Annotated in this window: 19 protein-coding genes, 1 tRNA gene and 1 pseudogene; 8 read left to right on the top strand and 13 right to left on the bottom strand. The window is 73.9% G+C overall.

Features of this window, described 5'->3' with window-relative positions:
* From ABD823_RS07050 to ABD823_RS07040, 3 genes and pseudogenes are all read left to right on the top strand, one after another.
* Positions 1-1,544, top strand: a pseudogene (locus tag ABD823_RS07050) (hypothetical protein); the annotation flags it as partial.
* A gap of 2 nt (positions 1,545-1,546) precedes the next feature.
* Positions 1,547-2,977, top strand: a complete 1,431-nt coding sequence (locus ABD823_RS07045) for a hypothetical protein (protein WP_344857078.1) — start codon at positions 1,547-1,549, stop codon at positions 2,975-2,977.
* 147 nt (positions 2,978-3,124) lie between these two features.
* The gene (locus ABD823_RS07040; RefSeq protein WP_344857076.1) at positions 3,125-3,346 is read left to right on the top strand and encodes a hypothetical protein; all 222 of its coding nucleotides are present in this window, start codon (positions 3,125-3,127) and stop codon (positions 3,344-3,346) included.
* A 52-nt stretch (positions 3,347-3,398) separates the two neighbouring features.
* Here ABD823_RS07040 and ABD823_RS07035 read toward each other — a convergent pair whose 3' ends face one another.
* Positions 3,399-4,232 carry an SAM-dependent methyltransferase gene (locus tag ABD823_RS07035; RefSeq protein ID WP_344857075.1) on the bottom strand — a complete coding sequence of 278 codons (834 nt, stop codon included), beginning with the start codon at positions 4,230-4,232 and terminating at the stop codon, positions 3,399-3,401.
* Positions 4,233-4,496: 264 nt separating this feature from the next.
* Between ABD823_RS07035 and ABD823_RS07030 the strand changes: the two genes are divergently transcribed.
* Positions 4,497-5,363, top strand: coding sequence for an NAD(P)-dependent oxidoreductase (locus ABD823_RS07030; RefSeq protein WP_344857074.1), 867 nt, complete (start codon positions 4,497-4,499; stop codon positions 5,361-5,363).
* A 65-nt stretch (positions 5,364-5,428) separates the two neighbouring features.
* Here the strand turns inward: ABD823_RS07030 and ABD823_RS07025 are convergent, their stop codons facing one another.
* The 4 genes from ABD823_RS07025 to ABD823_RS07010 all read right to left on the bottom strand — a co-directional run bounded on the left by ABD823_RS07025 (position 5,429) and on the right by ABD823_RS07010 (position 7,319).
* Positions 5,429-5,890 carry a CocE/NonD family hydrolase C-terminal non-catalytic domain-containing protein gene (locus ABD823_RS07025; protein WP_425566575.1) on the bottom strand — a complete coding sequence of 154 codons (462 nt, stop codon included), beginning with the start codon at positions 5,888-5,890 and terminating at the stop codon, positions 5,429-5,431.
* Between the two features lie 50 nt (positions 5,891-5,940).
* Positions 5,941-6,360: a hypothetical protein gene (locus ABD823_RS07020; protein ID WP_344857071.1), complete on the bottom strand. Its 420-nt coding sequence runs from the start codon at positions 6,358-6,360 to the stop codon at positions 5,941-5,943.
* A gap of 191 nt (positions 6,361-6,551) precedes the next feature.
* Positions 6,552-6,941 (bottom strand): VOC family protein, encoded by a 390-nt coding sequence (locus ABD823_RS07015; RefSeq protein ID WP_344857069.1) that lies wholly within the window; start codon positions 6,939-6,941, stop codon positions 6,552-6,554.
* A 150-nt stretch (positions 6,942-7,091) separates the two neighbouring features.
* Positions 7,092-7,319, bottom strand: coding sequence for a hypothetical protein (locus ABD823_RS07010; protein ID WP_344857068.1), 228 nt, complete (start codon positions 7,317-7,319; stop codon positions 7,092-7,094).
* 173 nt (positions 7,320-7,492) lie between these two features.
* Here ABD823_RS07010 and ABD823_RS07005 point away from each other — a divergent pair, with 173 nt between their 5' ends.
* A complete protein-coding gene (locus ABD823_RS07005; RefSeq protein WP_344857066.1) occupies positions 7,493-7,999 on the top strand; it encodes a DinB family protein in 507 nt (168 codons plus the stop codon).
* Positions 8,000-8,087: 88 nt separating this feature from the next.
* Here the strand turns inward: ABD823_RS07005 and ABD823_RS07000 are convergent.
* The 3 genes from ABD823_RS07000 to ABD823_RS06990 all read right to left on the bottom strand — a co-directional run bounded on the left by ABD823_RS07000 (position 8,088) and on the right by ABD823_RS06990 (position 9,309).
* A tRNA-Lys gene (locus tag ABD823_RS07000) sits at positions 8,088-8,161 on the bottom strand.
* 374 nt (positions 8,162-8,535) lie between these two features.
* Entirely contained in the window at positions 8,536-8,934 is a 399-nt protein-coding gene (locus ABD823_RS06995) for an OsmC family protein (protein ID WP_344857065.1), read from the bottom strand.
* A 99-nt stretch (positions 8,935-9,033) separates the two neighbouring features.
* Positions 9,034-9,309: a hypothetical protein gene (locus ABD823_RS06990; RefSeq protein ID WP_344857063.1), complete on the bottom strand. Its 276-nt coding sequence runs from the start codon at positions 9,307-9,309 to the stop codon at positions 9,034-9,036.
* A gap of 254 nt (positions 9,310-9,563) precedes the next feature.
* Between ABD823_RS06990 and ABD823_RS06985 the strand changes: the two genes are divergently transcribed.
* Positions 9,564-9,938 carry a phage holin family protein gene (locus ABD823_RS06985; protein ID WP_344857062.1) on the top strand — a complete coding sequence of 125 codons (375 nt, stop codon included), beginning with the start codon at positions 9,564-9,566 and terminating at the stop codon, positions 9,936-9,938.
* 73 nt (positions 9,939-10,011) lie between these two features.
* Here the strand turns inward: ABD823_RS06985 and ABD823_RS06980 are convergent, their stop codons facing one another.
* Entirely contained in the window at positions 10,012-11,109 is a 1,098-nt protein-coding gene (locus tag ABD823_RS06980; RefSeq protein ID WP_344857061.1) for a glycerophosphodiester phosphodiesterase, read from the bottom strand.
* Positions 11,110-11,187: 78 nt separating this feature from the next.
* Positions 11,188-12,393, bottom strand: coding sequence for a CynX/NimT family MFS transporter (locus tag ABD823_RS06975; RefSeq protein WP_344857060.1), 1,206 nt, complete (start codon positions 12,391-12,393; stop codon positions 11,188-11,190).
* A gap of 187 nt (positions 12,394-12,580) precedes the next feature.
* Here ABD823_RS06975 and pcaB point away from each other — a divergent pair, with 187 nt between their 5' ends.
* Positions 12,581-13,906, top strand: a complete 1,326-nt coding sequence (pcaB, locus tag ABD823_RS06970) for a 3-carboxy-cis,cis-muconate cycloisomerase (protein ID WP_344857058.1) — start codon at positions 12,581-12,583, stop codon at positions 13,904-13,906.
* Between the two features lie 89 nt (positions 13,907-13,995).
* Entirely contained in the window at positions 13,996-14,985 is a 990-nt protein-coding gene (locus tag ABD823_RS06965) for a LacI family DNA-binding transcriptional regulator (RefSeq protein WP_425566574.1), read from the top strand.
* 32 nt (positions 14,986-15,017) lie between these two features.
* Here the strand turns inward: ABD823_RS06965 and ABD823_RS06960 are convergent, their stop codons facing one another.
* The 3 genes from ABD823_RS06960 to ABD823_RS06950 form a co-directional block, all read right to left on the bottom strand.
* Complete coding sequence (locus tag ABD823_RS06960; RefSeq protein ID WP_344857057.1) at positions 15,018-15,407, bottom strand: response regulator transcription factor; 390 nt, start codon at positions 15,405-15,407, stop codon at positions 15,018-15,020.
* 69 nt (positions 15,408-15,476) lie between these two features.
* Positions 15,477-16,382, bottom strand: coding sequence for a carbohydrate ABC transporter permease (locus tag ABD823_RS06955; RefSeq protein WP_344857055.1), 906 nt, complete (start codon positions 16,380-16,382; stop codon positions 15,477-15,479).
* Positions 16,379-17,266 carry a carbohydrate ABC transporter permease gene (locus ABD823_RS06950; RefSeq protein ID WP_425566573.1) on the bottom strand — a complete coding sequence of 296 codons (888 nt, stop codon included), beginning with the start codon at positions 17,264-17,266 and terminating at the stop codon, positions 16,379-16,381. The genes ABD823_RS06955 and ABD823_RS06950 overlap by 4 nt, the downstream gene beginning before the upstream one ends.
* Positions 17,267-17,402: the final 136 nt, after the last annotated feature.

Here is a 17,402-nt window from a genome sequence, read left to right as displayed (position 1 = left end):
GCCCCCAGTGGCCCGCGGGCCCCGGCGGCGCCCACCCGCCCATGGGCCCCGGCGGCCCCCAGTGGCCCGCGGGCCCCGGCGGCCCTCAGCCTCACATGGGCTCCGGCGGTCCCCAGCCGCCCACCGCTCCGGCCGGGTGGGGGCCGACCGTTCCGTCTCCGGCGCCGCGGCGGGGCTGGCTGCTGCCCGTGGCGGGCGTGGCCGCGCTCGCCCTCGTCGCCGGTGGAGGCGCCTACCTGGTGGTGAGCAAGACCGCCGGGAAGGCCCCCGTCACCGCCTCCGCCTCCGCCTCCGCGGCACCGGCCACCCCGGTCGCGAAGTCCCCCTCCGGTCCCATCAACCCGTGCGCGGTGATCGACCAGGTCGAGCTCGACCGCCTCGTGCCGCAGGCGCAGGTGAGCGACTCCACCTCGGACAACCGCTCGTCGTCGCCCGCCTACATCACCTGGAACTGCAGCTGGAGCAATCTCGACTACTCCTACGGCGAGTACCGCCGGAGCCGCCAGCTCAGCGTCAAGATCACTCAGCACGAGGGGGAGGGGACCGAGACCGCCGACACCGTCACCCGGCGGAACTACGGCTTCGAGCTCCAGTCGTCCCAGTACAGGGAGGCCCACCCCGACAAGAAGGTCTACTACTCCCCCGTCCGCAAGCTCGCCGGTGCCGGTGACGAGGCGCACGCGCAGTACACCTGGTCCAAGGGTGAGAGCGGATACGCCTTCGGCGCGGGATTCAGCCGCGTCGGCGACGTGATCATCGAACTGGAGTACCAGGCCAGCCAGCAGCCCAAGGACGTGCCCGTCCTCAGCACCAAGGGCCGCCAGTTCATCACCGAGCAGAACGCGCTGCGGGAGGTCGAGCTCCTGCTCAAGCAGGCGGCCGAGTCGGTCGCGGCCTGGCGGCAGGGCAAGCCGTACGCCCGTTCGACCCCGAAGCCGACGCCGACGCCCTCCGGCACGCCCACGCCGGTGCCGATCGACTTCCCGGCGACCTGCGCCCAGGTGACCCCGGTCGCCGAGCCGCTGGTCCCCGGCGCGGCGCTCAAGTCCGAGCGGACGCAGGAGGCCGACCGGACGACCGTCACCTGCCGGTGGAACAACCGGGAGATCCCGCACGGGAACGGCCTGCGGATGCGGAGTGTCTTCGTCAGCTTCATCACCTTCGTCAACCGCGCGGGAACCGAGGACGCCTGGGCGGCCAAGCAGTACTACATCGACAAGCGGGCCGACGCCAAGGAGTGGGAGGGCAGCGGGCTCCAGGGGATCTTCTGGTACAAGGTGACCGAGCCCAAGGGGCTGGGCGAGCGGGCGTTCTACCAGTACCGGAAGAACCGGACCCCGAGCGCGCACGCCGGCGTCGCCGACGCCGCCGTGCTCGTCGGACCGACCGTGATCGAGGTCTCCTACGGCGGCGCCGACCGGCCCAAGGGCACCGAGATCAACTCCCCCAAGTCCGTCCTCATGCCGCAGAAGGAGGTCATCGCGGGCCTCGTCCCGGTCACCGAGGCGATCGTCGCGTCCTTCCAGAAGTCGGGGATCGGGTAGGGATGGCCGGCCCTCCGGGCCGGCCGCCCGGTACGGCCCGCCGGCGCCTGCTGGCCCCCGTGGTGGCGGGGGCGGCGGCGCTGGCCGTCACCGGCGGCCTCCTCGCCCACCTGTCGGCCGGACCCGCCCCCCGGACCCCCGCCCCGGCCGCGCCGGCCTCCGCACGGCACACCCCGGCCGCCTCCTCCGCCGGCCCCGACGTCTGCGTCATGGTCGGCGAGGGCGACCTGGACCGCCTCGTCCCGGAGGCCGACAGCTCGCGTCGCAGCCATGACGACGACAGGTCCACCTCCTGGCGCTGCCACTGGGACGGCTCCGACCGTCCCGCCGGGGAGTACACCGAGGGCGCGCGCATCGACGTCGACGTCGTCCGGTTCAAGCCCCTGGAGCGGCTGACCTCCGCGGCCTACGCCGAGGTCGGCTACGACAGCCGCCTGCGGGCCACCCGGGCCGCGTCCGGCACCCCGATCGGGAACGTCCGCACCTCCCCCGGCGTCGAGATCGCCGGGATCGGCGACGAGGCGTACGTCCAGTACACCCGGAACGGCGGCTCCTCCGCCGGAGGCACCGGCGTCAGCAGGGTCGCAGACGTCATCGTCACGGTGGCCTACACCGTCACCAGGTATCCCCTGAAGGGTTCCGCCTCCTCCGCGGAGGCCCCGCTGCCGCCCAGGCGGGAGATGCTGCGGGAGACCCGGCTCCTGCTCGCCCAGGTCTCGGAGTCCGTCGCGGCCTGGCGGCGGGGCAGGCCGTACGCCCGCCCGTCCGCCGTCCCCTCCGCGGCGGCGCCCACCGGCACACCCGCGGCGGCGCCCACGGGGCCGCCGGCCGGGAGCCCTTCCGGGACGCCCACCCCGGTGCCGGTCGCCTTCCCGCGGACCTGCGCCGCCGTGGCGCCGTCGGCCGAGCGGCTGGTCCCCCGGGCGAACACCCGGGCCGAGCGCGTGCGGCATCACGACCGGACGGTCCACAGCTGCTGGTGGCAGAACACCGGCATCCGGACCGCCGGAGGACTGCGGCTGCGCAACGTCTTCGTCGGCCTGACGACCTTCCACACCCGTGCCGGGAGCCCGGACCCGGAGGCGGCCGCGCGGCACTACGCCGACGCCCTCGCCGAGGCGCGCCGGCGCGCGGGCGGCGAGCACGAGGGCTCCTCCTACGGGCAGGCCACCGAGATGCCGGAACTCGGCGACCGGGCCTTCCGCCAGTACCGCCGGAACCGGAACGCCACCGCGCACGCGGGGGTGGCCCGCGCCGTCGTGCTCTCCGGCGGCACCGTGGCCGAGATCGCCTACTGGGCGTCCGACCGCCCCCGCGGCACGGAGATGAACTCTCCGGAGTCCGTCCCGCTGCCGGAGGAGCGGGCCCTGGCAGGCCTGCTCCCGGTCACCGACGCGGTCGCCAGAGCCGTGCGGTCGGCGATCCCGGGCTGAAGCCCCGGGCTTGCGCCTCCCGCGCCTGCCCGGACGGCGGGCGCGGGCGCCGCGGGCGGATCCTCCCCGGCGAACCTTCCGCGGAGCGGGAGCGTCTCACCCGGCACAGGACGTGGACCGTGCGATCCCACCGTGGAGGTCTGTCTCATGCCCTCTGTCGAATTCGTGATCATCGGGGCGCTCGTCATCGGGCTGCTCGCCGTCATGCTGCCCGTCCACCTCCTGGACAACCGGCGCGCCCGTCGGCGGCGCCACGGGCCCCGCGCGGACGGCGGCCCCGTCATCTGGGACGGCCCGGACAACAGCGGCATGGGCGGCACCTACGACCCCGGCTCCGGGGGAGGCGGCGACGGTGGCGGTGGCGGCTGAACCGCCTTCCCGGGCCGCCGCCACGGCCCGGTACGGCCGGTACCGGCCGCCGTCACGGCTTGCGCGCCACCCCGCCGGCGATGCAGATCCCGCCCAGGCCCAGCGGGTAGGTGACGGGCCGCTCCGGCCGCCATTCCGGCACGTGCACCACGCCCGGCTCGACCGGCTCCAGCCCGTCGAAGAAGCGCACGATCTCCGACATGTCCCGGGCCCGGCCGGTGCCCAGCATCGTCAGCAGGACCCCCTCCAGGGCCCGCACCTCGGGGGCGCACGAGCAGAAGTGCGTCAGCTGCAGGTAGCTTCCCGGAGCCATCCTCGCCTTGTAGGCGTCCACCAGCCCCTCCGGGCCCTCGTCGTCGCCCAGGTGGTGGACCACGGCCACCAGCAGCAGGCCGATCGGGCGGGAGAAGTCCAGGAAGCCCTCGACCTCCGGATGATTGAAGATCTTCTCCGGCTCCCGCATGTCGGCGGTGAGCACCCGGGTCTTCTCGTCGGTCCGCAGGAGCGCCCGGGCGTGGGCCAGCACGATGGGGTCGTTGTCGACGTAGACGACCCTGGCGTCCGGGTTGACCCGTTGGGCGACGGAATGGGTGTTGTCCATCGTGGGCAGGCCCGAGCCGATGTCGAGGAACTGGTCGATGCCCTGCTCGGCCATGAACTTCACGCCGCGGAAGAGCATCGCGCGGTTCTGCCGCGCCCCCTCGCCGCCGTCGGGGAAGTGCTTCATCCCCTCCAGGGCGACGGCGCGGTCCACCGCGAAGTTGTCCTTGCCGCCCAGGAACGCGTCGTAGACCCGGGCGATGCTGGGCCTGCTCGTGTCGATCTCCGGCGGGAGGTAGTCCGGGTCCTCGTGCGTCCAGTTCAAGCTCCGGGTCCCCTCGCCCATGGCCGCCTCCACCGCAGCTCGCAGATCGACACCGACCGGCCTGGAGCATAACCGGCACATCACGAAAGCGCAGGTCCGGATGAAACTTTCATCCGCCGAACAGTCGGATACCGCTCCACAGCGCCTTTTCCACGATGAACGGCGTGCCGATCGCGCCCCGCGCCGGTCCCGTCGCCGGGGACCCGTCCCGGACGGTTCGGGCCACCGCGGCGCCCGAGGCGCCGCCTTGACCTCAAGCATGGTCGATGTCCGAGGATCACCACCATGACGGAGATCGCAAAGCCGGCGCCCAGGGTCGCGGTGGTCGGCACGGGGGCCATCGGCGGCGCGGTGGCGCGCCGCCTGCTCGCCGGCGGGTGCGAGGTGGCGGTGTGGAACCGCACCGCCAGCCGTTCGGCCCGGCTGGTGGACGAGGGGGCGCTGCCTGCGGCGTCGATCGGGGACGCGGTGGCGGCCGGCGACCTGGTCCTGCTCACCCTCACCGACCACGCGGCGGTACGGCAGTGCCTCGCCGCGCTGGACACGGACCTGTCCGGGCGGACCGTCGTCGCGATGTGCACCGGGACCCCCGACGACGCGCGGTCGGCCGCCCGGCGGGTCGCGGCCCTGGGAGCGCACTACCTGGACGCGGGCGTCCAGGCCTCACCCGAGACGATCGGCGCCGGCGCGGCGACCATCCTGTACAGCGGCCACCGGCCCGCGTTCGAGGAACACGCCGCGACCCTCCGGCTGCTGGGCGGGCCGCGCTTCGTCGGGGAGGCGCCGGAGGCGGCGGCGGTCTGGGACCTCGCCCTCTTCGGCGTCTGGTACGACGCCCAGCTCGGCCTGCTGCGCGCCCTCGAGACCGTCCGGGAGGCCGGCGTCGACGTCGCCGGGTTCGCCCGCACGGCGGGCGTCCAGCTCGGCCACGTGGTCGCGGGGGTTCCCGGCACCGTCTCCGAGCTGCTGGAAGCCGACTACCCCGCGGGTCCCGCCCGCCTCACCGAGCACCTCGCGGTCGTCCGCCGCCTCATCGGGCTGCGGAGCGGGCTGCGTCTCGGCGACGGCGGGCTGCCGGAGGCCGCGGCCAGGATCGAAGAGCTCATCGCGGACGGCCGCGGAGACGAGGGCCTGACCGCGACGATCGGATAGCGCCCCCGGCCCACCGGCCGGGGACGGGGTGACCGCGGAGCGGACACCGGCCGCGGTGGCGGCCGTCATCCCCGTCCTGCGGAAGTCGTAGCCGATGCGCCGGACCGCCCGGTCGGCCTCCTGGAGGAGAACGTGACCTTGGCGGACGCCGGGTCGTTCTCCTTGTGGACCGCATCGACGGTGTCCACGGCCAGGGCCAGGCGGTGCCCGGCGGGCACGCCGTAGGCGGTGCTCTGGAAGGTCACGTCCGCGGCGAACGGCCGCCCGGCCTGCCGGTCCGCGAAGCCGTACGGCGTGTGCGTGATCAGTTTCGCGACGCCGAGCCGGTCGACGTCGTAGAGGTGGGCGAAGAGCGTGCCCTCCGAGGCCGTGGGCGTCACCGTCACGTGCAGCTTCGCGGCGCCGCGCAGCTCGCGCTTCTCGGTGAGGCGACCGGTCTTCCAGACCCCGGCGTGGGCCCGCCATCTCGGCGGCCGCCTCCGGCCGGCCGGCGTCCCGTGCAACGCCGCCAGGCTGCTGCGCGTCACCCGCCTGGACGAGCGCTTCGGCCTCGGCTGACGGCCGCCGGGCGCCGGGGTCAGCCGGCGGAGGCGCTCTCCGCGCGGGAGTAGTGCTCGTGGACCGCCGTGACGTGCTTGACCCAGAACTCCCACCTCGCCTGGGGCGGCAGCCCCGGCGGCACGAGCCCGTACTGGCCCGCCAGCGCGTAGAAGCCGGGACCCGCGTCGTTCTGGTCGAGATAGCGCACCAGCGCCGAGAGCATGAGACCGGTGGCCGGCATGCTCCGCTCCACGATCCGTCCCAGCAGGTGCCCCATCGCGGCGCGCTCGTCGGCCCGGCTGAAGTCGAACCCGGCGGTGCCGGTCCGGCGCGCCACGGCGAGGTTGAGGTCGGTGTACGACGTCACGCCCCCTCGGCGCGCCAGGTCGGTCAGGAACTCCAGACCCGCTTCGACGAGCCGCTCCCACGTCTCCTCGTCCCGGCCGTACACGGACATGGCGGACCTCCACGATAGAAGCGGTCTGCGGTCGACCGACCACCTTCGGTGAGGAGGAAAACTACACCCCCGCCCACCTAGCCACTTCCGTTTCGCCGGAATCACCGGTTGCGGGGTTCCCGGGACGCCGGGCGGCGTACCGGCGCGCCGCCCGCTCCACCGGGTCACGGGCACGGGTCGCGGGGTCCGGGTCACGGGGTCCCGGGATAGACGCTGATCTCGATGAGGTTGCGGTCGGGGTCGCGCAGGTAGACGCTCTCGATCGGCCCCAGCGCCCCGGTACGGCGCACCGGGCCCTCCTCGATCTCCACACCGTGCCGCGCCAGCTCGGCCACGACCTGCTCCAGAGGATCGGCGCTGATCAGGCAGAGGTCGGCACTGCCCGGGACGGCGTGCGCCGCCTTCGGCTCGAACTCCCGGCCCGCCCGGTGCAGATTGATCTTCGACCGGCCGAAGGCCAGCGCCCGCCGTCCCTCGCCGAACGTGACCGGCTCCATGCCGAGCACGCGGCCGTAGAAGTCGACCGTCGCCTCGATGTCGGTGACGGTCAGCACCAGGTGGTCAAGGCGGTCGATGCGCATCGGGGGGCCTCCTCGGCACTGCGGTGATCGCGGCAGGCGGCCATCGTGGCACGCTCCCCCGACCACCCGCCGAGCGCCCCCCGGCTTCCCCGTCCTGACCCGGCCTGCGGGGTGGGCGCCGCCGTCCCGGCCCCGCCGGGGGCGGCCGGGTCACACGCCCGGCGGGGTGTCGCCGACGTAGACGAAGACCGGCAGCGGCTCCTCGCCCTGCCACTCGACCCGCTCGGTCGTGCGCTTGAAGTAGAGCGGCCCGCCCTGGTACGGCATCTGGTAGATGTCCGACCCCTGCGGAACGTCCATGACGGTGTTGTCCAGCCGGCCGACCTCCGGGTCGTTGCCCGGAGGGACCCGCAGGATGGCCGATTCGCTGTCTTCCATACCGGTCACCACCTCTCAGGGCCTATATATCCCGCCCTGCCGAGATCATTGACGGAGCGGCCCACCGGCCGCTCCGGAGCCTCCGGGCCGCGCGCCCGTGATCAGGGGATGTCGGTGCCGATCTTTATCGTGGATCCGACGGACCGCGTGCAGACCCACGGAAGGCAGCCGACATGACCACTCACGAGAAGACCGCGACCGGCGAGCGGGCCGACCTGCTGCAGACGCTGGACAGGCACAGGGGCTTCCTGCTCCAGACGGTCGCGGGCCTGACCGACGAACAGGCCGCGCTGCGCACCACCGTGAGCGAGCTCTGCCTGGGCGGGATCATCAAGCACGTGACCGGCGTCGAGACGCGGTGGGCGCGGTTCATGGTCGGCGGGGCCGCGGCGATGCGGAGCGAGCCCGTCGACTGGGCAGCCGAGTTCCGCATGGAGGAGGGCGAGACACTGGCGGGCCTGATCGACGCCTACGGGCGGACGGCCCGCCGGACCGACGAGCTGGTGGCGACCCTGGACCTGGACGCCTCCCATCCGCTCCCGCAGGCCCCGTGGTTCGAGCCGGGCGCCTCCTGGTCGGTGCGCCGGGTGCTGCTGCACGTCATCGCCGAGATCTCCCAGCACGCCGGTCATGCCGACATCATCCGGGAGGCGCTGGACGGCGCGAAGACCATGGGCTGACGGGCCCGGTGGCCGCGGCGGCGTCTGGAGGAGCTCCGCGGAAAAGAAGAGACCCGGGCCGACGAGGCCGGCCCGGGTCTTCCATCGGTGCGCCGCCAGGGACTCGAACCCCGGACCCGCTGATTAAGAGTCAGCTGCTCTAACCAACTGAGCTAGCGGCGCTTGCGATGGGAAAACTGTACCAGTCCTACGGAGGACAACGCACATCCACGCAGACCGGGCCCCTCCGGAAGTCCCCGGAGACAGGTGCGGGGCCGGACAGTTCCCCCAACTGTCCGGCCCCGTCTTCACCTGGCGGGCCCTGCCGGTGCCTCCCCCAAGACACCGACGGCTCCGCGCACGGACGCGATCCCCCCGCGTCCTTATCCGGTAAAAGCCTCTGCGGTCGCCCGCTGCCTCGCGGATCTGTCGACCTGCTTCCACAGTAGCGGGGGGATGGCAAGGAGAAAGTCATACACAGGTTGCTTTTGCCCCTACACCCGGAGTGACCCGGTATAGCCCGGACAATGCCCCGGCGACGGGACCGCCGGAGGGCGTCACCCGGGCAGCTCCAGGATGATCTCGGTCTGGCCGCGCAGGGCGTTGCTCACCGTGCAGTGGTTCTCCTCGACGCGGCGCGCGACCGCGCGGAAGACCTCACCGGCCTTCTCGTCGCCCTCGGGCAGCTCGACGTCGTAGGTGATGGTGATCGGTCCCAGCTTCGTCGGCGCGGTCTTCTCCCCGCTGACGGTCATCGCCAGGCGGACCAGCCGGTGGCCGCGCTGGGCGGTGAGGGGCTCCACGGTGACGATGTTGCATCCGCCGAGCGCGGCCAGCAGCAGCTCGACCGGGGTGAACACCCCCTGCTCGTCACCGCCGCCCATGGCGACCTCGGCTCCGCGGCCGTTGCGCGCGAGATAGCCGTCCTCGGTCCGCTCCACGTGCACCGATGCCATCGCTCCGCCCTCTCTCCTCGCCTGCCGATCACCCTACCGAAGCCGCCGGCCCGGCGGAGCGGGGCACCGGGCGGCCGGGCATCTCGGGCGTCCCGGCGGTCAGGCGTCCGGGTGCTTGGACAGGTAGTCGATGTAGAAGGGCCGCAGGGCCTCGCCGAGCTCCCCCTCGCCCGACACCATGGCGTCGCTGAGCAGGGCCGAGACCCGGGTGAGATCGTTGGTCGTCTCCTCGCCGTTCCCGCTGGCCGCCTCGGCCGGCGGGATCATCTTGAGCAGCTCCCACAGGAAGCCCAGGTCGCCGTGGTGCACCGCGTATCCCACGGCGCGGTCGTGGAGCTCCTTGGCCGACAGCGCCTCCAGCTCGTCCGTCTCCACCGATCCCACCCCCTTTATGCCCCATCTGCCCCCGGATGTGGGTGATCATGCGTGTTCGCCACTGATCGAATGGTCAACGCGCGGCCGGACGGAGGTCAACGCCCCCTGCCGCGCGCCCGCGGGCCGGAGATCGCACACGCATTCCGCCACGACGGGCCCCGGAGTGTCTAGGGTCGGGGTATGCCCGTCACCGCGAAGATCTACGGGCCATCGGACCTATCGGCCATCCGACAAGCGTGCGAGGATCCCCGAACGTGAAGCTAATCATCAAAGTCCTCATCGTGGCGGCCTCCCTCTGGGTGGCCACCCAGCTCGTGGCGGGCATCTCCGTCTCCGGGGGCACGACCGTCGAGACCGTCGGCACGCTGATCGCGGTCGCCCTGATCTTCGGTCTCGTCAACGCGGTGCTCAAGCCGATCATCAAGACCGTCGGCTGCGCCTTCTACGTCCTCACGCTCGGCCTGTTCGCGCTCGTCGTGAACGCCGGGCTGCTCCTGCTCACGAGCTGGATCGCCGACCGGGTCGACCTGCCCTTCCACGTGGACGGCTTCTGGGCCGCCTTCTGGGGCGCGATCATCGTCGGCGTGGTGAGCTGGCTGCTCGACCTGGTGCTGGGCCGCGACGACTGAGGGCCCGGTCCGCCGGACCGGGCCCCCGTACGCCGGCTCCGGGAAACGCTCCCGGGGGCGTCTCACCGAAGCGTCAGAACACCCGCTCCCGGACGGCCCGGGCGACCCCCGGGTCGTCCGCGAAGACGCCGTCCAGGCCGAGCCGGTAGAGCTTCTCCAGCCAGCCCATCACGTCACCCGTGGCGCGCGCGTAGGCCGGGCTGGCCGGATTTCCCAGCCGGAAGTCCACCGGGAGCTGGGAGTTCTCGTTCCGCACGGTCCAGGTGTGGACCGCGAGGCGGGCGCGGTGGGCGTCGCCGATCAGGGTCGTGGGCTCCAGGAGGCGGCCGTCGGGGCCGGTGGGCACGATCCGCCGGGTGTCCACGCCGACGCCGTCGGCGTACCGTGCGACCTCGCGCAGGCCCTCGCGCGTGACCATGTCGTCGTAGGTGAGCGGATCCCCGGCGGCGGTCCGGTCGTACGGCGCACCGCTCGCGCTGATCAGCTGGATGAGCGGGAGCCGGGTCTTCTTGCGCAGGTCGCGCAGGTTGGCCGTCTCGAAGGACTGGATGAAGACGGGGGCGCGCCGCCCGTCCCAGCCGTGCTCGCGCAGGACCGCCAGGAGCGGCTCCTCCAGGGAGAGCCCGATCGAATCGAAGTAGGTGGGGTGCTTGGTCTCGGGGTAGACGCCGACCCCGTGCCGCTTGGCCAGCCGCACGACCTCCTCGAAGGTCGGGATCTCCGCCATCCCGTCGAAGGCCGTGTTGTCCGGGCGCAGGTCGGGCACGCGCTCCACCGCCCGGAGGGTCTTCAGCTCGGCGAGGGTGAAGTCCTCGGTGAACCAGCCGGTCACCGGCCGCCCGTCGATGGTCTTGGTGGTGCGCCGGTCGGCGAACTCCGGACGGTGCGCCACGTCGGTGGTGCCGGAGATCTCGTTCTCGTGGCGCGCCACGAGCACCCCGTCCTTGGTGGAGACGAGGTCGGGCTCGATGTAGTCGGCGCCCAGCGCGATCGCGGCCTCGTAGGAGAGCAGGGTGTGCTCGGGCCGGTGGGCGCTCGCGCCCCGGTGGCCGATGACGATGGGCCTCTCGCCGCGGCGGTCGGCGGCGGCGGGTTCGGGTCGGTGCAGCACAACGGTGACGGTACCGGTCACGAGGACGGTCAGCGCCACCGCCAGGAACCTACGGATCATGGCAGGACCGTAGGGAGCCCAGGTGACCACCGGGTGCCCGGCGCGCGACGGGCACCGCACGCCCCGGTGTCGGGAGCGTCACGCGCTCCGGTCCGGGACGGGGTCCGGTCTCCCGGCGGGCGCCGGACGGCCGGCGAAGAGGCCCGCGGCGAGCTGGAGCGCGCACGCGCCGAGCCCGGCCAGCAGCGGCACCGTCCAGCCGCCCGAGACCTCGCGCAGCACGCCGACCAGGAACGGGCCGAGCGCCGCCAGCACGTACCCGGCCGACTGGGCGACGGCGGAGAGCGCGGTCACCGACGCCGGATCGGGGGCCCGCAGCGTGATGATCAGCAGGGCCAGCGCGATCGAGGCGCCCTGACCGAGGCCGAGGAGGGTCACCCACAGCCACGGGGCGGTGGCGGGGGCCAGCAGCACCCCGGCGTACCCGGCCGCGGTGAGCAGGGCCGCGGCCGTCACGTGCGACACCTGCGAGCGCGCCCTCCCGGCGTGCAGGGGCACGGCGAGCGTGACCGCGATCTGGACGAGGTTGGACAGGCTCAGCAGGTAGCCGGCCTGCTCCGCGGGGATCCCCGCCTCCCGGAAGATCGTCGGCAGCCAGGCGAGGGTGATGTAGAAGGTCAGCGACTGCAGCCCCATGAAAACGGTCACGGACCACGTCGCCGGGGCGCGCAGCAGCGCGCGGAACGGCCGGGGCGCCGCCGGGCCGCCCGCCGGGGGACGCAGCGCCTGGGGCAGCCAGAGCAGGGCCGCAGCCACGGCGGGGAGGGCGGCCAGCGCGGTCGCCCCGCGCCAGCCGTACCCGGTGGCGTGCTCCAGCGGGACCGTCAGCCCGGCGCCCGCGGCGGCGCCGAGCACCAGGGCGGAGACGTAGAGGCCGGTGACCAGGCCGACGCGCTCGGGGAAGTGCTGCTTGACGATGCCCGGCATCACCACGTTCATGATCGCGATGGCGGTGCCGGCCACGGCCGCGCCCGCGTACAGCGCGGGAACGCTCCCGGCGCTGCGCAGCAGCACCCCGGCGGCCAGCACGAGCAGCCCGGCCGACAGCGTGCGGTCCAGGCCGAACCGGCGGGCCAGCACCGGGGCGAGCGGGGCCAGCACGCCGAGGCAGACCACCATGACCGTGGTGATCGCCCCTCCCCCGGCCGGGCTGAGCCCGAGATCGTCCATGATCTCGTCGAGCACCGGCGAGATCCCGGCCAGGGCGGGGCGCAGGTTGAGCGAGGCGAGCACGACCCCGCCGAGCAGCAGGAACCACGACAGACGGACTCGGTGCTCGGACATCGCCCTGCTTTCGTACACGTTCCACGGCGGCGGCCGCCGAGAGGATCTTCTCACGCGGGGGCCGCCGCGGCGGGGGCGCGACGGCCCGGCCGCCGTGTCCCGGCGGGCTCGGCCGCCCGACCCGGACGTCACGGGGCGGCAGGGCCCCGTGGCACGCTGGAGATGTCGCGAACGGAAGGCGGGGGTGATGGTGCCGGGGCTGGACGGGCTGTTCTCGCAGGTGTTCTCCCGGGGCGGGGCCGCGGCCGAGGTGACGGACGCGGCCTGGCTGGCCGCGATGCTGGACGTGGAGGCGGCGCTGGCCCGCGCCCAGGCGGAGCTCGGCCTCGTCCCGGACGCGGCCGCCGAGGCGATCGGTGCCGCCTGCGATCCGGAGCTGTTCGACCTGGCCGAGATCGGGCACCGGACCGCGCGGACCGCGAACCCGGTCGTCCCCCTGGTCGCCGCCCTGCGCGAGCGGCTCCCCGCCGGCCTGCGCCGGTACGTGCACCACGGCGCGACCAGCCAGGACGTCAACGACACCGCGATGATGCTGCTGGCCAGGCGGGCCCTCGCACCGCTCCTGGACGACCTGCGCGCCGGGGCCGACGCCTGCGCCGGCCTCGCCGGACGGCACCGCGACACCGTCATGGCCGGGCGCACCCTCCTGCAGCAGGCCGTACCGGTCACCTTCGGGCTGAAGGCGGCCGGCTGGCTCACCGCGCTGCACCGCTCGCACGCCCGGCTGGCCGCGCTCCGCCTGCCCGTCCAGTACGGCGGGGCCGCGGGCACGCTCTCGGTCCTCGGCGGGCGCGGCCACGAGGTGCCGCCCCGGCTCGCGGCCGCGCTGGAGCTCGCCGCGCCGGTCGTGCCCTGGCACGCCGACCGCACCCCGGTCGCCGAGCTGGCGTGCGCGCTGGGCGTCACCGCCGGGGCCCTCGGCAAGATCGCGACCGATGTGAAGCTGCTGGCCCAGACCGAGGTCGGCGAGGCCGCCGAGCCGTCGGCCCCCGGCCGCGGGGGCTCCAGCGCGATGCCGCACAAGCGCAACCCGGTCGGCGCGGTCAGCGCGCTGGCCTGCGTGCAGCGCGTCCCTGGGCTGGTGGCCTCCGTGCTGGACGGCATGCTCACCGAGCACGAGCGCGCCGCCGGGCCCTGGCAGGCCGAGTGGGAGACGGTGGGCGAGCTGCTCCGCCTGACCGGCAGCGCCGCCTCCTGGCTCCGCGAGGTCCTGGAGGGCCTGACCGTGGACGCCGCGCGGATGCGCGCCAACCTCGAACTGACCCTGGGCCTGCCGCTGGCCGAGAACGTCGTGGCGCGGCTCGGCGGCACGCCGCAGGCCCGCGAGCTGGTGGACGCCGCCTGCGCGCGGGCCTCCGCCGAGCGCCGCCCCCTGCGGGAGGTGCTGCTCGCCGACCCGCGGACGGGCCTGACCGAGCGGGAGCTGGACGCCGCGCTCGACCCGGCGCGCTCCCTGGGGTCGGCCGGCGTCTTCGTCGACCGCGCGGTGGAGCACAGCAGGGAGGACCGCTGACAGGCGGGTGGGGCGCGGGCGGAGGCCGCCCGCCCCGGCACCCGTTGACAACGTTGTCCGCAGGCCCCGCCTGCGCGATGATCGGAGCCGTGGCAGACAGCATCCGGGGACGTCCCACCATGAAGGACGTCGCCGCGGCGGCCGGGGTGGCGCTGAAGACGGTCTCCAGGGTGGTCAACGGGGAGCCCGGGGTCAGCCCGGAGACGGGCGAGCGGGTCGCCGCCGCCATCGAACGGCTCGGCTACCGGCGCAACGAGAGCGCCCGGGTGCTCCGCCGGGGCCGGACCGCGACCGTCGGCCTGGTGATCGAGGACGTCGCCGACCCGTTCTACTCGGAGATCAGCCGGGCGGTCGAGGACGTGGCGCTCCGGCACGGCTCGCTGGTGCTCAGCGGCTCGTCCGGGGAGGACCCGCGGCGCGAGCGGGAGCTCGTGCTCGCCTTCTGCGCGCGCCGGGTGGACGGGCTGATCATCGTGCCTGCCGGTTCCGGCCACGACTACCTGCGGCCCGAGCTCGACGCGGGCGTCGCCGCCGTCTTCGCCGACCGGCCCGGCGGGCTGGAGGCGGACACCGTGCTCTGCGACAACGTCGGCGGGGCGCGCACCGGGGTGGCCCACCTGATCGGCCACGGCCACCGCCGGATCGCCTTCCTCGGTGACCGCAGGGGCATCTTCACCGCCGACGAGCGCCTGCGCGGCTACCGCCGGGCGCTCGCCGAGGCGGGCCTGCCCGCCGACGAGTCGCTGGTCGCGCTGGGCCCTCCGGAGGAGGCGGGCGCCGCGCTGGAGCGCATGCTCGCCGCGCCCGACCCGCCCACGGCGGTGTTCACCGGCAACGGCCGCGTCACCGTGGCGGTGCTGCGCGCCGGCCGCCGCCCGCCCCTCGTCGGGTTCGACGACTTCGAGCTGGCCGACCTGCTGACGCCCGGCGTGACCGTGGTCGCCCAGGATCCCGCCGGGCTCGGCCGGACCGCCGCCGAGCTGCTGTTCCGGCGGCTGGCCGGGGAGACCGGTCCCGCCGAGCGGATCGAGCTCCCGACCCGCCTCGTCCCGCGCGGCTCGGGCGAGCTGCCGCCGTGACGTCCGCCCCGGGGCCGGCGTCCGGGCCGCGGTCAGGCCCGGGGGCGGGCGCGCGCCACGTGCTCCAGCATCTCCCCGAGCCGCCGCATGAACTCCTCGTGCTCGAAGGGCTTGACCATGTAGTCGTCGACGCCGGCCCGGAGCGCCTCCTCCCGGTCGTCCGGTTCCACCCTGACCGTCAGCATCAGCACCCCCACCCGGTCGCCGCCGGGCATCGCCCGCAGTCTGCGGCAGACCTCCGGACCGGACATGCCCGGCATCATCCAGTCGAGGACCACCGCGTCGGGCATGCGCCGGGCGGCCGCCTCCAGGGCGGCCCGGCCGTGGCCGGCCATGGTCACCTCGTGCCCGGCCCGCTTGAGCAGCAGGTCGATCACGAACTGGAGATCGACATCGTCCTCTACGACCAGAACGCAGGCCATCGCCTCACCCCGAAAACGCCCCTCGTCGGGAGATGCCCCGGTCCGCGGCGGCTATGCGTCCGCCGCGGTTCAGCCCTTCAGCGCCCCGGCCATCAGGCCGCGCATGAAGAACCGGCCGAGCAGCACGTAGACGACCATGGTGGGGACGGAGGCGAGCAGCGCGGCGGCCATCTGCTGGCTGTAGGGGACGGTCTGCGCCCCGGCGATGTTGTTCAGCATCACCGTGGTGGGCCAGCTCTGCGGCCCGGTCAGGAAGACGGCGAACAGGAAGTCGTTCCACAGCGCGGTGAACTGCCAGATGACCACCACGGCGAAGGCCGGGCCGGACAGCGGCAGCACCACCGACCGGTAGGTCCGCAGCATCCCGGCCCCGTCCACCCGGGCGGCCTCGACGAGCTCGTCGGGGATGGTGACGTAGTAGTTGCGGAAGATCAGCGTGCAGATCGGGATGCCGTAGACCACGTGCGCCAGCACCAGTCCGGGGATGCCGCCGTAGAAGACGCCGTTCAGCCCGGTGAGCTCGTTGAGGCCCACCAGGAGCTGGACCAGGGGGATCATGACGCCCTGGTAGGGGATGAACATCCCGAACAGGAACAGCGTGAACACCACGTCCGCGCCGGGGAAGCGCCATTTCGACAGCACGTAGCCGTTCATGGATCCGAGCGCCGCCGAGATCAGCGCCCCGGGTACGGCCAGCAGCACGCTGTTCCAGACGCCCGGCGCGAGCTTCTCCCACGCCACCCGCCACGGTTCGGCCGTCCACGTCTCCGGCAGCGCCCAGGCCCGCCCCGGGTCCGCCTCGGTCAGCGGTTTGAAGCTGGTGACCAGCAGCACGTAGACCGGGATCAGGAAGACGACGACGAAGGCGACGAGCAGCGCCAGCCGGGCCGCGCGGCCCCGCCTCGCCCGGCGCGCGGCCCGCGCCCCTGCCTCCCCGGCCCCGCGCTCGCGCGCCGGTGCGGCGGCAGCCGTCATGCCCGCCTCTCCTTCCGCAGCGACCAGACCAGGTAGGGGACGACGAAGACGCTCACCGCGATCACGATGTAGGCCGCGATGGTGGCGCCCTTGGCCGGGTCGTGCGCGTCGAAGACGGCGACCCACATGAACACCGCGGGCACGTCGGTGATGATCTGCTTGCCGGAGACCGCGACGATCAGGTCGAAGGCCTTCAGCGAGATGTGGCCGAGGATGATCAGCGCGGAGAGGGTGACGGGGCGGAGCAGCGGGAGCACGACGTGCCGGTAGACGCCCCACTCGGTGCAGCCGTCCACCCGCGCGGCCTCGCGCAGCTCCTCCGGGATGCCGCGGAACCCCGCCAGGAACAGCGCCATGACGTAGCCGGACATCTGCCAGACCGCCGGGACGGCCATGGCCGCCATCCCCCAGTCCGGGTCCCGGAACCACTGCCACTGCAGGAACTCCAGCCCCAGGCCGTCGAGGAGCCGGTTCAGCCCGACCGCCCGCTCCCCGGTGCTGGAGTTCATCAGCCAGCGCCAGACGACCCCGGTCGCCACGAACGAGATCGCCATCGGGAACAGGTAGATCGCCCGGAAGGTGCCCTCGCCCCTGATCCCCCGCTCCATCAGGAACGCCAGCAGCCAGCCCAGCACCAGCGCGCCGCCCACGAACACCGCCGTGAAGACGAGCGCGTGGTTCACCGACAGGTGCCAGCGCTGCTGCTCCCAGAGCCCGGTGAAGTTCTCCAGCCCGACGAAGCCCCCCTCGGACACCTCGTCGTGCTTGTCGGTCATCGCCAGCCGGAAGTTCCAGCCGAGCATGCCGTACACGAAGACCGCGATCGCCGCGATCGACGGCGCCACCAGCAGCAGCCCGGGCAGCCATCCGCGCACGCGCGTCACCGGGCACCACGGGCGGGTGCCCCGCCCCGCGCCCCGGCGGCGGGGGCCGTCCGCTCCTCCGGTACGGCCCGGCCCTCCTCCGGTGCGGCCCGTCCCGCCCCGGCCCGGCCGGCGTGTCCCGCGGGCGCCGGTCGGC

The sequence above is a fragment of the Planomonospora alba genome (genome assembly GCF_039534085.1).
GTDB lineage: Bacteria > Actinomycetota > Actinomycetes > Streptosporangiales > Streptosporangiaceae > Planomonospora_B > Planomonospora_B alba.
The sequence above is the reverse complement of the archived record's forward strand: the minus strand, read 5'-3'. Positions and strand labels throughout refer to the sequence as shown.